Source organism: Paraclostridium benzoelyticum, assembly GCF_001006285.1.
In the GTDB taxonomy this organism is placed as follows: domain Bacteria; phylum Bacillota; class Clostridia; order Peptostreptococcales; family Peptostreptococcaceae; genus Paraclostridium; species Paraclostridium benzoelyticum.
Map to the genome: position 1 here is coordinate 22,405 of NZ_LBBT01000045.1, position 15,623 is coordinate 38,027.

14 protein-coding genes and 3 tRNA genes are annotated in these 15,623 nt (G+C 29.9%); all 17 read right to left on the minus strand.

Annotated elements, in window-relative coordinates:
- Positions 1–171: 171 nt before the first annotated feature.
- The 17 genes from VN21_RS02445 to VN21_RS02525 all read right to left on the minus strand — a co-directional run bounded on the left by VN21_RS02445 (position 172) and on the right by VN21_RS02525 (position 15,586).
- The gene (locus VN21_RS02445; protein WP_046821884.1) at positions 172–1,005 is read right to left on the minus strand and encodes a DegV family protein; all 834 of its coding nucleotides are present in this window, start codon (positions 1,003–1,005) and stop codon (positions 172–174) included.
- Positions 1,006–1,181: 176 nt separating this feature from the next.
- On the minus strand, positions 1,182–1,436 hold the full coding sequence (gene rpsO / locus VN21_RS02450; protein WP_021428907.1) for a 30S ribosomal protein S15: 255 nt from the start codon (positions 1,434–1,436) through the stop codon (positions 1,182–1,184).
- A gap of 106 nt (positions 1,437–1,542) precedes the next feature.
- Positions 1,543–2,466, minus strand: a complete 924-nt coding sequence (locus VN21_RS02455; RefSeq protein ID WP_046821885.1) for a bifunctional riboflavin kinase/FAD synthetase — start codon at positions 2,464–2,466, stop codon at positions 1,543–1,545.
- Between the two features lie 24 nt (positions 2,467–2,490).
- Positions 2,491–3,396 carry a tRNA pseudouridine(55) synthase TruB gene (gene truB / locus VN21_RS02460; RefSeq protein WP_046821886.1) on the minus strand — a complete coding sequence of 302 codons (906 nt, stop codon included), beginning with the start codon at positions 3,394–3,396 and terminating at the stop codon, positions 2,491–2,493.
- A gap of 11 nt (positions 3,397–3,407) precedes the next feature.
- Positions 3,408–4,388 (minus strand): DHH family phosphoesterase, encoded by a 981-nt coding sequence (locus tag VN21_RS02465; protein ID WP_046821887.1) that lies wholly within the window; start codon positions 4,386–4,388, stop codon positions 3,408–3,410.
- Positions 4,389–4,391: 3 nt separating this feature from the next.
- A complete protein-coding gene (gene rbfA, locus VN21_RS02470) occupies positions 4,392–4,781 on the minus strand; it encodes a 30S ribosome-binding factor RbfA (protein ID WP_046821888.1) in 390 nt (129 codons plus the stop codon).
- Positions 4,782–4,802: 21 nt separating this feature from the next.
- Entirely contained in the window at positions 4,803–6,743 is a 1,941-nt protein-coding gene (infB, locus tag VN21_RS02475; RefSeq protein WP_084821904.1) for a translation initiation factor IF-2, read from the minus strand.
- Between the two features lie 14 nt (positions 6,744–6,757).
- Positions 6,758–7,078, minus strand: coding sequence for a L7Ae/L30e/S12e/Gadd45 family ribosomal protein (locus VN21_RS02480; RefSeq protein ID WP_152650756.1), 321 nt, complete (start codon positions 7,076–7,078; stop codon positions 6,758–6,760).
- Positions 7,071–7,343 (minus strand): RNase P modulator RnpM, encoded by a 273-nt coding sequence (gene rnpM / locus VN21_RS02485; RefSeq protein ID WP_046821890.1) that lies wholly within the window; start codon positions 7,341–7,343, stop codon positions 7,071–7,073. Before rnpM ends, VN21_RS02480 begins: the two co-directional genes overlap by 8 nt.
- A gap of 18 nt (positions 7,344–7,361) precedes the next feature.
- Positions 7,362–8,435: a transcription termination factor NusA gene (gene nusA, locus VN21_RS02490; protein ID WP_046821891.1), complete on the minus strand. Its 1,074-nt coding sequence runs from the start codon at positions 8,433–8,435 to the stop codon at positions 7,362–7,364.
- 36 nt (positions 8,436–8,471) lie between these two features.
- Positions 8,472–8,933: a ribosome maturation factor RimP gene (locus tag VN21_RS02495; RefSeq protein WP_046821892.1), complete on the minus strand. Its 462-nt coding sequence runs from the start codon at positions 8,931–8,933 to the stop codon at positions 8,472–8,474.
- Positions 8,934–9,124: 191 nt separating this feature from the next.
- Complete coding sequence (locus tag VN21_RS02500; protein WP_046821893.1) at positions 9,125–10,069, minus strand: alpha/beta hydrolase; 945 nt, start codon at positions 10,067–10,069, stop codon at positions 9,125–9,127.
- 119 nt (positions 10,070–10,188) lie between these two features.
- Positions 10,189–10,263 (minus strand) — tRNA-Thr (locus VN21_RS02505).
- Between the two features lie 4 nt (positions 10,264–10,267).
- Positions 10,268–10,343: transfer RNA gene (locus VN21_RS02510), tRNA-Asn, on the minus strand.
- A gap of 9 nt (positions 10,344–10,352) precedes the next feature.
- A tRNA-Cys gene (locus VN21_RS02515) sits at positions 10,353–10,426 on the minus strand.
- A 93-nt stretch (positions 10,427–10,519) separates the two neighbouring features.
- The gene (locus VN21_RS02520; protein ID WP_052951958.1) at positions 10,520–11,179 is read right to left on the minus strand and encodes a CPBP family intramembrane glutamic endopeptidase; all 660 of its coding nucleotides are present in this window, start codon (positions 11,177–11,179) and stop codon (positions 10,520–10,522) included.
- Positions 11,180–11,284: 105 nt separating this feature from the next.
- Entirely contained in the window at positions 11,285–15,586 is a 4,302-nt protein-coding gene (locus VN21_RS02525) for a PolC-type DNA polymerase III (RefSeq protein WP_046821894.1), read from the minus strand.
- Positions 15,587–15,623 lie beyond the last annotated feature (37 nt).

Genomic DNA, 15,623 nt, shown 5'->3' on the forward strand with positions numbered 1-15,623 from the left:
TTATTAAAAACCGCGTTTAGTATCCTATGTACTATCTTATCAAAAATACTATAATTTAACAACATAAAAGTAAATTACTAGCTTTCATCGATATAATTTAGAGATACAAAACGTAATTAGCAAATATCTATTTTTATCTATTATTTGCTTATTATCTAAAATTTAATACATTTAATTTGAACAACTAATAGCAATTATATCCGGTCCTGTATGTGAGCAAATACAAGCTCCTCCTCTAGTAAAGTAAAGTTTTTTAACTTTTAAACTTTCTTCTACTTCTTTTTGTAGCACTTCAAAGTCCCCTACATTAGCTCCGCACCCGATCATTACATTTTTATCTTCAAAATTGTCATATTGAGATTTTAATAAGTCTATTAGTGTATGTACTACATGCTTTTTTCCTCTTACCTTTGTAACTAACGCTATATTTCCATCTTTCATTGAAAATACAGGTTTAAGACTTAACATGTTACCTATTGCAGCTGTAGTTACAGAAACTCTTCCACTTCTTTTTAGATATTCTAAGCTATCCGGCACAAAAAATAGGTTCACACTTTCTCTTAATGCCTCTAATTCATTTATTATGCTCTTAGCATCCATATTTTGATCTATAAGCTCACAAGCCTTTATAACAAACTGTCCGCTTCCTAGGGATAGATTTAATGTGTCAAATATATGTATTTCTCCTTCTGTATCATTTTTAGCCATCATGGCACTTTGATACGTTCCAGAAGATTTTGATGATCCATTTATACAAATTATTGAATATTCATCCTTATATTTATCAAATACCTCTTTAAATTGCATATATGTCGCTTGAGATGTTTTTGGTACGGTATGTATTTTTCTCATAGTATTATAAAACTCTTCATTTGTCATATCTATACCATCTTTAAATTCATTGTCTTCTATAATTATAGTTAATGGAATTATTTCTATTTCATATTTTTCTGCTAACTCCATAGGAATATCACATAAACTATCGCATATTAATTTTATTTTCATAGTAAATCCCCTCCTAAAAGAAAAATTTCTATATAAATTATACTATTCCTTTATATATTTTAAACTAATTTTAGACAATTTGTAATTTTTTTGTCTATATTTGAAACTTAACTTTATTAAAGTACCTAAACAAAAAAAGAAGGCTTTAACCTTCTTTCTTTATCTAAATAATCTAATTATTTTCTTAATCCTAATTTAGCTATTAAAGCTCTGTATCCTTCTAAGTCTTTCTCTTTTAAGTAAGCTAATAAGTTTCTTCTCTTACCAACCATCTTTAAAAGACCTCTTCTTGAGTGGTGGTCTTTTTTATGAGTCTTTAAGTGACCGTTTAATTCATTTATTCTAGCTGTTAATAAAGCTATTTGTACTTCTGGAGAACCAGTATCTCCTTCAGTTCTTCCGAATTCTTTTATTATTTCAGTTTTGTTCATTTGTTAATACCTCCATTATTTTTTTAATCCCCAATTACTAAGCATTGATTGGAGTATTCGAATGCTGAGTAATGGTTCACGAACTTTATTTTACCATAAAGCATATCTATTTGTAAACATACTTTTTGCATACAAAATTCACATCTTTTCTCAATTGGGATTTCAATTCATCTAAAGAGTTAAACTTTTTTTCATCTCGTATCCTATCCAAAAATTCAACTTTTATTATCTCCCCATATATTTCTTCATCAAAGTCAATTATATTTGTTTCTATGGATAATGATTTTCCATTTACAGTTGGATTATACCCTATGTTCGTCGCTCCATAGTAAACCTTATTTTTAATATATACTTTCACTGCATATATGCCATTTTTAGGTACAATCAACTTATCTTCAGCCTTCAGGTTAGCAGTTGGAAATCCAATTGTTCTTCCAATTTTTCTGGCATGTATAACTTCGCCTTCTAAAAAATAATTTCTCCCTAAAAAATCTTTAATTTCACTGACATTACCATCATTTATAAGATTTCTTATGTAGCTACTACTGACTCTTCTACCTTTTATTTTTATCGGTTCTATTACTTTAACCTTCATATTATAATTTTCTCCAAGGCTTTCAAGCAAGCTGGCATTTCCTTCTTTATTTCTTGCAAAAGTGAAATCATGTCCAACTATAACCATTTTACATTTTAGTTTTTCATGTAGAATAGTCTTTACAAAATCAGTTGCAGATATTTTTGTCATATATTCATCAAATGGAATCATAAAAACTATGTCCACCCCTAGACCTTTAAATATCTTAATTTTTTCTTCATTTGTAATAATATGCTTTATAGAATCAGCTCTAAAATACCTCATAGGGTGATTTTCAAATGTAAATACTACACTTTTATAATTCTTCATCTTTGCTTCTTTTACAGCTTCTTTAATAAGCTTTATATGGCCTTTATGAATACCATCAAAATTCCCAATAGTCACAACAGTATTTTCAACATTTATTACTTCATCTAATGATTTTATAATAGTCATAATAAATTCCCCACTACTTATATTCTATATAAATAGTTTATCACTTTTTAAGCATAATGTCCCATCAACTTTTAAGAATTTACCTACTCCTAAAAACTTTCCTTCACTATATACTCTTACAAATTCATCCGTTTCTTTAAAATCACCTTTTAAAAAACCTTTATTGTAAACTATAGCTCCATTTACATATGACTTAACTGCAAGCGGATTTATATGTATACTACTAAAGTTTGATAGAACATAATCTATATCATATAAATGCTCTTCTAATATATTTTCTTTATGAAGTTCTTCTAATTGTTCTAAAGTTATAGCATTGTCTATATTAAATTTTCCTGATGAAGTTCTAAGTAAAAATGACATATGACCACCACAACCTAACTCTTTCCCTATATCGTAGCATATACTTCTTACATAAGTTCCTTTAGAACATTTAACATAAAACATAACTTTATTATCTCTAAATGATAATATATTAAGCTCCTTTATGTTAACGTCTCTATATTTAAGAGTAATCTCTTCAGCTCTTCCAGCTCTAACTAAATCACACATTCTTTTTCCATTTACTTTTAAAGCAGAATACATAGGAGGAAGTTGTTTAATTTCTCCCCTTTGAGTATCAAATGCTTTTTCAAGTTTTTCAATATTTATATCTTTAACTTCAGATCTTTCTACAATTTCACCTGATGAATCATAAGTATCTGTAGTTATTCCTAAAGTCAGTTCACAGATGTATGACTTATCCTTATTAAGAATAAGTTCACTAACCTTTGTAGCTTTTCCTATACATATAGGTAGTACCCCTGATGCATCTGGATCAAGGGTACCTGTGTGACCAACTTTTTTTATATTTAATATTTTTCTAACCCTACCTACGACGTCATGAGATGTCATTCCCGTAGGTTTTAGTATATTTACTATTTTGTTCATATCAATCATCCTTAAATATGTTTTAAGACTTCGTCAATCACCATTTTTTTTGCATTTTCTATATTGTCTTTTATAGTACATCCTGAGGCTCTAACGTGGCCTCCTCCTCCAAATTTCTGTGCAATCAAACTAACATTCACGTAGTTTTTAGATCTAAAACTTACTTTAATTTCATTCTCTGCTTTTTCTTTGAATAAAAGCCCTACTTCTACTCCATCTATATCTCTAGTATATGATGTAACTCCATCTGCATCATTAAATGAAATATCATTTCTATTTAGCATATCTGTAGTTAGCATCATACTAGCTATTTTACCATCTACAATATCTAATGTATCCAATGCTTCTCCTAGTAATTTATAATAATTATATGGATTACTTTGGAATATTTTTTGAATTATAAGATCCTTTTTAGCTCCTATAGTAACTAGATCATATGCCATTAGATAACTACTTGGATTAGTATTTGAGTAAGAAAAATTACCTGTATCAGTTAAAAGTCCTGTATACAGATATGTAGCTATATTCTCATCTATCAATTGATCATTAATAGTATCAGAATACTCTTTAAGTAAATTATAGACTAATTCACATGTAGATGATTCATTTGGATTTATATAATTTAAATCTCCGAAATTATCATTACTTGCATGATGATCTATGCATATTAATTTATTAACAGATGTTTTTATTTTGTCACTTACACAAATTCTATTAATGTCTCCACAATCAAGAGATATTAAAGTATAATCACTTAAATTAACATCTGTTTCTTCTGATTTTAGTATGTTTACATTTCCAACTAAAAATCTTAAATTAACAGGTATACTATCATCAAGTACATATAATACATTTTTTCCTAATTTTTTTAAAACGTAGTACATAGATAATGTTGATCCTATGTTGTCCCCATCTGGGCTATAATGAGAGGTAACAATAAAATTGTTACCCTCTTGTATAGCATTTATAATATTTTTCACATTTTTTTTCATTAATTACTCTCCTTGAGAATCATCTGAAAAATCTTTTTTATTTTTGCTGTTATCTTCATTTACTTTCTTTATAAGATTTTCCATATACATTCCCTTTTCAATAGAATCATCAATCTTAAAGATAATTTCTGGAGTATGTCTAAGTTTTACATTTTTTCCTACTTCTTTTCTTATATATCCACAAGCACTCTTTAGCCCTGCCATGCTTGATTCTTTATTTCCACCTAGTATACTTACATATACATAGGCATAACTTAAGTCACTAGTTACCTCAACATCTGTAACACTTATAAGAGAATTTATTCTATAGTCTTTTATTCCGCTTATAAGCATTGTACTTATAACTTTTCTTATTTCTTCGCCTATTCTTTGCGTTCTGCTATATGATGCCATAATATCGACCTCTTTTACTTACTATTTTAGTTTTCTTTCTACTTCTTTAGTTATATAAGCTTCTACTATGTCGCCTTCTTTTATATCATTGAAGTTAGTAAATGTTATACCACACTCATATCCATGATTTACTTCTTTTGCATCATCTTTAAATCTCTTTAATGCTGCTATTTCACCTTCATGGATTATTATTCCATCTCTAACAATTCTCACTTTACCATTTCTAAATATCTTACCGCTTAATACATAAGATCCTGCTACTGTACCAACTCCAGATATTTTAAATGTATTTCTTACTTCTGCTTTACCTGTTTCTTCATCTACATACTCAGGATCTAACATACCTGTCATAGCAGCTTGTACGTCTTCTATAGCCTTGTATATTATTGTGTATGTTCTTATATCTACTTCTTCTTTTTTAGCCATTACTTCAGCTGTAGCTACTGGTCTTACGCTAAATCCTATTATTATAGCATTAGATGCTCTAGCTAGCATAACATCAGACTCAGTTATTGCTCCAACACCACAGTGTATAACTCTAACAGCAACTTCTTCTGTAGATAATTTTTCTAATGATTGCTTAACAGCTTGAACAGACCCTTGAACGTCAGCTTTAACAACTACGTTTAACTCTTTAACTTCAGCATCTGACATTTGGCTAAAGAATTCATCAAGACTTATTCTTTGATTAGATTTTAGCATTTCTTCTCTTGCTATATGTTGTCTCTTTTCAGCTACATTTCTTGCTATTTTTTCAGTAGCAACTGCAACGAATTGATCTCCACCTTGAGGAACTTCTGATAATCCTAATATTTCAACTGCAGTAGCTGGTCCAGCAACTTTAACTCTTCTACCTTTATCGTTTATCATCGCTCTAACTTTTCCACAAGCAGTACCTGCAACTATAGGATCTCCAACTTTTAAAGTTCCTCCTTGAACAAGTACAGTTGCAACAGGTCCTCTTCCTTTATCAAGTTGAGCTTCTATAACTGTTCCTACTGCTCTTTTATTTGGATTAGCTTTTAATTCTTCCATCTCTGCAACTAGTAATATCATTTCAAGTAATGTGTCTATATTAGTTTGTTGTCTAGCTGATACAGGAACTGATATAACATCCCCACCCCAGTCTTCAACTAATAGACCTTGATCTGCTAATTCTTGTTTAACTCTATCTGTATTAGCATCTGGTTTATCTATTTTGTTTATAGCAACTATTATTGGTACTTCTGCTGCTTTAGCATGGTTTATAGCTTCTATTGTTTGAGGCATTATACCATCATCTGCTGCAACAACTAATATAGCCATATCTGTTACTTGTGCTCCTCTAGCTCTCATAGATGTGAAAGCCTCATGTCCTGGTGTATCTAAGAATACTATTTTTTCTCCATTTATATTAACTTCAGATGCCCCTATATGTTGAGTTATTCCACCTGCTTCTTTGTTTGTTACACTTGTTGATCTTATAGCATCTAATAAAGATGTTTTACCATGGTCAACATGTCCCATAACTGTAACTATAGGAGATCTTTTTACTAAATCTTCTTCTTTATCTTCTTCTATTTCCATTAATGCATCTATTTCTGCTGCTTCTTGTTCTGATGTATCCTTTTCTACTAATTCAAATCCATAATCTTTAGCTACTAAAGAAGCTATTTCAAAATTTAACTCTTGGTTTATTGTTGCCATAGTTCCCATTTTCATAAGCTTCATTATTATTTCTGTAGCTGGTTTTTCTAAACTATTTGCTAATTCTTGAACAGTTAAGCTACCTTCCACTGATACTGTTGGAAGTCCACTTCCTTTAACCTCTTCATTTAATAATTCCATAGCCATTTCTGCATCATCTTGACTTAATTCATCATTCTTATCATTTACGTTTATATCTAATTCTCCTAGTTTAGCTATAAGTTCTTCACTAGTCATTCCTAAATTTTCTGCTAATTGGTATACTCTTGTTGACACAAGACCACCCCCTATTATATTTTTGTATTTTCAATAAGTTCTAAAACCTTATTTGCAAAACTTGCGTCCTTAATTCCAACAACTGCTCTAGGCGCTTTTCCAATAGCTAATCCTAATTGCAATTTAGTTGAATATGTAACACAGTTTATATTTCTAAAAGATGTTTTATCTTTAAATAACTTTTTCGTGTTATTCGAAGCATCATCTGCTACTATAACTAATTTCACCCTATTTTTTTTAATGTCAAGCATAGTTGAATCATCACCGGATACTAATTTACCTGCACGCTGTGCGAGACCTAGAAAAGAATAAATTTTTGCTTCATTATTATTCATCATCTTCAATCTCCTTAATTAGTGATTCATATACTTCTTCAGGAATTTCCATTTTAAAAGCTCTACTTAGGGCATTGCTTTTAATAGCCTTTTTTAAACATTCGCTACAGTTACAAATATATGCACCTCTACCGTTTGCTTTTCCTGTTTTATCTAAAAATATCTGTCCTTCTTTGTTCTTAACAATTCTTATTAACTCTTTTTTATTGTCTCTATCTTGACAAGCTATACACTTTCTTTGAGGAACTTTTTTTACCTTTTGCAAATGTATCACTCCTTATATCTAAGCATCTAGTTCATCTTGATTTGCTGCTTCTTTAGCTGCTTGAGTTTCGCTTTTTATATCGATTTTCCAGTTAGTTAGCTTAGCTGCAAGTCTAGCATTTTGACCTTCTTTACCTATAGCTAGTGATAATTGATAATCCGGAACTATAACTAAAGCACTCTTCTCTTCTTCATTTACATCTACAGACATAACTTTTGATGGGCTTAGAGCTGCTGATATAAATTCAACTGGGTTTTCACTGTACTTGATTATATCTATTTTTTCGTCACCTAGTTCATCAACTATATTTTTAACTCTTGATCCTTTTGGTCCAACACATGCTCCTATTGGATCTATATTTTCATCTACTGAGCTAACTGCCATCTTAGTTCTAGATCCAGCTTCTCTTGCAATGCTTTTAACTTGAACAGTTCCTTCAAATATTTCTGGAACTTCCATTTCAAATAGTCTCTTAACTAAACCTGGGTGACTTCTTGAAACACTGATTTGAGGTCCCTTATTAGTTTTCTTCACTTCTAATATATAAACCTTTATTTTTTGTCCTGCTTGATAATGTTCTCCTGGTATTTGCTCTGCTTGAGTCATTATAGCTTCTATTCTTCCAAGATTCACATGCACTATGTTTTTATTTACTCTAGCAACCTCTCCAGTAACTATTTCATCTTGTTTGTCTATAAACTCATTATACACGATATCTCTTTCAGCTTCTCTTATTCTTTGAACAACTACTTGCTTTGCAGTTTGAGCTGCTATTCTTCCGAATTCTGTAGTAGTTATCTCATTTTCTATTATATCACCAATTTCATAGTTAGGACTTATTTGTCTAGCCTCATCTATTTCAATTTCTAAGAAAGTATCATATATATCTTCTGAGTCAACAACTACTCTTTGAGAGTAAACTTTTACATCTCCTTTTTCTCTATCAAAATATACTCTAACATTTTGAGCTGATCCAAAGTTCTTTTTATAAGCTGTTAATAGTGCTTGTTCTATAGTATCTATAAGTATTTCTTTATCTATTCCTCTATCTTTTTCTAATTCATCTAATGCTTCTACAAACTCGTGGTTCATTTTTTTATCCTCCTATTTTTCGATATTAAGTTTTAATTAGAATTTTACAGCAAGTCTTATAAGTGCTATATCTTTTTTATCAAATTCCATCTCTTCACCGTCTACTATTAATTTAACGACTTTATTTTCAGCTAGTTCAACTAATTCAGCTTCAAAATGTTTTAATCCATTTGTAGGTTTATATAATTTAACCTCTACATCTCTACCAGCATATCTGACGAAGTCCTTTTCTTTTTTTAATGGTCTATCAAGTCCTGGTGAAGATACTTCTAAGAAGTAGTTTTCTTTTATTGGATCTTTTTCATCTAATATAGGGTTTATAGCTCTAGTTACAACTTCACAGTCGTTTAAAGATACCCCCCCATCTTTATCTATAAATATTCTTAAGTAATATTCGCCCGCTTCTTTAACATATTCAACATCAACAAGTTCGATGTTATGTTCATTAGTTATTGGAAGTACTAATTCTTCTATCATTGCTTCTGTACTTTTTTTCATTCGACTTACCTCCTATTCAGTTGTTATTTTATAGCCTATAAGTACTATAAATAAAAGAGTGAGAACTTTCCGTCTCACTCTTAGTTTTTACATTTTATACTATTTTATATACTATAATACCATACATTGTTTTTATTTGCAAATTTTCTAGTATTATTCAATGTTTTATCCTATTTTTTATAGTTTTAAATTTAGTTTTTTTGAACTTTATTATTAATAAATTTATATATCCTATCAAAATATTCTTTTCCTAATATATCATATCCATTAACATGTTGAACTCCATCTATTAGCCATAACTCTTTCTTGTTATGAGGTATATTATCATAAATTATTTTGCTACTATTTGGAGAACATACCTTATCCTCTTTCCCATGTATTAAAAACATAGGAGTTGTAATATGCTGAACCGCTTTATATGGCTTTACATCTTCATAGCTAAATCCAGATTTAACTTTTGTATATATATTTCCCATAAATTTAGCATACACAACAGGTAATAGTGGTATATTTTTATCTTCTATTCCTAACCTTATAGCATCTTGCATCTCATGATAAGGAGAATCTGCTATATAAAAATCTACATACTTATTTTTTTCATTAATTTCTGAATGCATAACAACAGTTGCAGCACCCATTGAATGTCCATGAGCCCCTAATAGACCATTTGGATATTTTTGTTTCACAAACCTTGCTACATTTTCTAAATCATATCTTTCATAAAGTCCAAATGTATAATCATTTCCACCAGTATGTCCTGTATGCCTTTGGTTATATAGCATTACATTATACCCATATTCTAAATATTCATATGCTTTTTCTAGATATTCATAATAATTACTTTCAATTCCATGAACTAATATTATGCTTTTATCAGTATTTACATTAGACTTTATAAACTTTCCTTCTATTTTATATCCATTTTCAGGTGAGTTTATAAAAACATCTTCATACTTATATTTTTTTAACTTATCTAAAGGCTTACCTTCTCTATGTGAAAAAACTTCTACTATATCTTCATTTTTTATTTTTTGACTTGATCCAACAGATCCATCATACACTAAATACCCTACTACGCAAGATCCTATTAATAAAACTAAACTGATTAAAAACACTGCTAAAACTGACTTTTTCATTAATTCCTCCCATTTTTATCACTTGGTACTAATACTTAGTATATATTAAAATTAAATTCTTTTCTATCTTTTAATTCCAAAAAATTAAAAAACAAGCTATTATTAGCTTGTCTATTAATTGGAGCTAGTGATAGGAATCGAACCTACAACCTGCTGATTACAAGTCAGCTGCTCTACCGTTGAGCCACACTAGCATATTGGCGGGAATAACAGGACTCGAACCTGTGACCCATTGATTAACAGTCAATTGCTCTACCAACTGAGCTATATTCCCATTTTATTTTGGAGGCGACACCCAGATTCGAACTGGGGATCAAGGAGTTGCAGTCCACTGCCTTACCACTTGGCTATGTCGCCTCATTTCTTACAGTATTATTATATTATGTTTTTTTAATTTTGTTAACCTTTTTTATTAATTTTTTCACTTTTTCCTTCGATTTTTTTCGACACTTAATATGTACATAATTTCAGTTTATCATTTCCTTTTTTAATTAGATAAAATCCTACTATTAAATATATTACATTCATCCATAACCCTATTGGATTTGGTATTATAATTAAAAAATTATTTAATATATGGGCAAATATAGTTGTTTTAATAGACTTAGTGTAATAATAAATTAAACCTAATATTATTCCGCCTCCAAATGCAGCTACACCTTGTATAATATTTAAGTGAACAATTCCAAATATCAAAGCTGAATATACTATAGCTTTTATAGGTTTATTGCTAAATTTTTCTAATAACTTTCCAAGTAAAATTTTTCTAAAGATTAATTCTTCAATTATAGGTCCTATTATAATAACTTGAATACTAATTACTATCGTATTTATGATAGTAGCATTTTGCATATATGTATTAAAAATATTTTTTGATGGAACTATATGTAAATATAAAATCCAATTTGATATTATAACACTTTTTACTAAAACAAATCCTAAAATCATGCATATACAACTAACCATATTTTTTTTTAGTAAAAACCTACTTTTACTTTCATTAAATTCCTTATTTTTCCCTGGAAATATTTTTTTCGATATTTTTAAGCAAATTAAAATTATTAAAACATCACAAATCCCTATAATCAACGAGATTAAGTTTATATCCATAATAATTCCCCCTTTTTTATATTCATTTTAATTATATACTTAAAGTCCTAATATGTACAAATAGGATTATAACTCTCAAGTTTCTATAAGTTATAATCCTATTTATTAGAATAATGATAATTGATTCTTATCACTCATATTTTCTAAAGATCCATGATTCGTTAAAGTTTCAATTACAGTTTTTGAAATTTTAGTTCTCTTTCTAAGATCTTCTTTAGATATAAATTCTCCATTATCCCTTTCATTTTGGATATTTATTGCTGCATTCTCGCCTACACCTTGTAGAGCTATCATAGGTGGCAGTAAAGTCTTCTCGCCTACAACCTGGAAGTTTTTCGCATCTGATTTGTATATATCAACCGGAATTATCTTTATACCTCTAGCATACATTTCAAGAGCAACTTCTAAAACCGTCAACATATTTTTTTCTTTAGTAGTGGCTTCATTTCCTAACTCTTCAATTTCTCTTATTTTTGATTTTATAGCCCCTAATCCTTTTACAATTAAATCTGCATCAAAATCTTCTGCCTTAGTTGTAAAATAAGTTGCATAAAAAGCTTCTGGGTAATGAACCTTGCAATACGCAAGTCTAAATGACATCATTACGTATGCAACAGCATGTGCTTTAGGGAACATGTATTTAATTTGTTGGCATGACCATATATACCATTCTGGAACATCATTCTTTTCCATTTCTTCTATATGTTCAGGTTTTAATCCCCTACCTTTTCTAACACTTTCCATTATTGTGAAGGCCATTTTAGGTGGTAATCCTTTAAATATAAGGTAGTTCATTATATCGTCACGAGTAGATATAACATCCTTAAGACCTACTATTTCCTTTTGAACTAGCTCTTGAGCATTATTTAACCAAACGTCAGTACCATGAGAAAGGCCAGATATACGAACAAGCTCTGCAAATGTAGTTGGCTTAGTATCAAGTAGCATTTGTCTAACGAACTTAGTTCCAAACTCAGGTATTGCTAGTGAACCTATTGGACAATTTATTTCTTCTGGTGTAACTCCTAGTGCATCTGTTGATGTAAATAATGACATAGTCTCTTTATCATCTAATGGTATTGTTGTAGCATCTATACCAGTTATATCTTCAAGCATTCTTATTATGGTCGGCACATCGTGCCCTAGTATGTCTAATTTAAGTATTCTACCACTTATAGAGTGATAGTCAAAGTGAGTAGTTATTACTCCACACGAAGTATCATTTGCAGGGTATTGTATAGGCGTAAAATCATACACATCTTTATAATGAGGAACAACCATAACTCCACCAGGATGTTGTCCTGATGTTCTTTTTACTCCTGTACATCCATTTGCTAATCTTAAAGCTTCTGCTGAAGTAGTGTTTATATTGTTTTCTTCTATATATTTTTTAGCATATCCAAATGCTGTTTTTTCTGCTACTGTACCTATCGTTCCAGCTCTGTAAACATAGCCTTCACCAAATAGCTCCTCTGTGTATTTATGAATTATTGGCTGATAATCCCCCGAGAAGTTTAGATCTATATCCGGTTCTTTATCTCCTTCAAATCCTAAGAAAACTTCAAATGGTATATCATGACCATCTTTTTTTAGGCGTCTTCCACATTTTGGACAATCTTTATCTGGTAAGTCTGCTCCTGATCCCCATTCTCCTATTTCATAAAAATAAGAGTATTTACATTCTTCATTTTCGCATATATAGTGAGCAGGCAACGGATTAACTTCGGTTATATCACTCATAGTAGCCGCAAAAGATGACCCAACAGATCCCCTCGATCCCACTAGGTATCCATCTCTTAATGACTTAGTAACAAGTTTTTGAGAAATGATGTACATAACTGCATATCCATTTCCAATTATAGAGTTTAATTCTCTATCCAATCTTGCTTTAACTACTTCTGGCATAGGATCTCCATAAATCCTTTTTGCCTTTTCATAGCACATTTCCCTAAGTTCTACATCAGACCCTTCTATTACAGGTGGGTATGTATCATCGGGAATCGGTTTTATATCTTCAATCATATCTGCTATTTTATTAGTATTTGCTACAACTACTTCGTATGCTTCTACTGGATCTAAATAGCTAAATTCTTCTAACATCTCATCTGTCGTTCTAAAATGAAGATATGTCTCTTCTTCATCTACCTTAAATCCTTGAGAATTTTTTAAAACTTTTCTTAGAACAGCCTCATGCTTATCTAAAAAATGTACATCTCCTGTAGCTACTGGTACTTTATTAAATTTCTTAGCTACATTTATTAGTTTTCTATTTAAATCCCTTAATTCTTCTTCATCTTTAACTTCACCTTTTTCAATCATGAATCTATTGTTATCAATTGGCATAACTTCTATATAGTCATATAAATCTATTATCTTTTCTATTTCTTCGTCTGGTAAATTTTTCTTAACAGCTGCGAATACTTGTCCTGCTTCACAGGCAGACCCTATTATCAAGCCTTCTTTATGCTTTTCTAATACACTTCTTAGTATCCTAGGAGCTCTGTAAAAGTGATTTACATGTGCATCTGATACAATCTTATATAAGTTTTTTAATCCAGTATAATTTTTAGCAAGCAAAGTTATATGATTTGTTGCAATTTTTGTATAGTCAAGGCCTCCAAGCTTTTCATTTACATCACTTAACTTTTCAACACCTTCTTTTTTAAGCATCTCTAAAAACTTTATAAATATATGAGCGGTTGCCTCTGCGTCGTCTACTGCTCTATGGTGATTTAAAAGAGGTATTCCTAATGCTTTAGCAATAAGGTTCAACCTATGTCTTTTTAATTGTGGTAATAAAACCCTAGCTAAAGTTAAAGTGTCTATACTCTTATTTTTAAACTCTAGACCTTGTTCTCTACTTTTTTGAGATATAAATCCCATATCAAAATCTGCATTATGCGCAACTAAAACATCATCACCTACAAATTCTAAAAACTTAGGTAGTATAGCCTCTATAGTCGGTTTATCAGCTACTAAATCATTAGTAATTCCTGTTAATTCCTGTATTTTATAAGATATATCTGTTTCAGGATTTATTAACTCACTAAATCTATCTACAACTTTAAAATTTTCTATTTTAACTGCACCAATTTCAGTTATCTTATCATTTGTATTAGAAAATCCTGTAGTTTCTATATCAAATACTACAAAACTTTGAGATAATTCTTTATCATTTGGGTCTTTTATTATAGGAACTTCATCTTCTGCTAAGTATCCCTCAACACCATAAATAGCTTTTATGCCATGTTTCTTAGCAGCATCCATAGCCTCTGGGAATGCTTGTACCACTCCATGGTCTGTTATAGCTATTGCTGGATGTCCCCATTTTGCAGCTCTCTCAACTAATTTTTTAGTTGAGCATATAGCATCCATTGATGACATTTGAGTATGGGCATGAAGCTCAACTCTTTTAACATCTGACTTATCTATACGCTCTTCTTTAACTTCTTGTTTTATACCACTTATAGTCATAGTTAGTTCTCTCTGATAGTTATCATAAAGTGCATCACCTTTTATTTTTAGGTATGCACCTTTAGTTACTGAATCTATAACTTTATCTTTATTCATATCATTTAAAAACAGTTTACAGCTTATTGAACTTGTATAATCTGTCACTGCTGCTATTAAAAGAACTTTACCATTTCTCAGCTCTTTTAATTCAACATCAAAAACTTCACCTATTATACACATAGTTCCTGAGTTAGGATTTAATCTATTTATTTTTTCAACTGGAGCATTTACATTTTCTCCATAAATATATTCTTCTTTTGATAAAGCTCCTATATCTTCATTACTTTCAACTTCATTTTCATCTTCTAATTCTAACGATTCCGCTATTCTTTCTTTTACCATTTGTTCAACTAAATTATCATTTTTCATAATTAGCTTTTCTACATCAGGACCTCTGTTGACAGATTTTTCAAAAACTATGTCTATTTCGATTCCAGCTTCCTCTGCCAATACATTTTTTAAAACCTGTATAGCATTTTGATTTATAAGTCTTCTATAAAACAAATCTGATGGTAACTTTATTTTTAAGGTGTCATCTATACACATATACTCAACTTTTTTCACCCATCCACTTAGCGATGGACATAAATTAATTAATATGTGTAATATATTTGACCAATATTTTTTTATAATATCTTTTGTTTTTTGTTTTTCTAATTTAATATATCTTACTTTAACTTTTACATCACTAAAGTAATCAAGTTTTTTCTTAATTTCTTCCCTTAGCATGTCTGTATATATGTAGCTTATTATATTTTTTGAAGATAAATATATATATATTATTCTTTCTTCCTTAAAGTATATTATTTTTGTTACATCTACATCTGCTAATTGTTTGTTTAAAATAGTATTGTCTATTCCAAGTTTTTCCAAATAATCTTTAATAGTTTCCATAAGAAGTTCCCTCCTCTCCATCAAATCATTATATCAT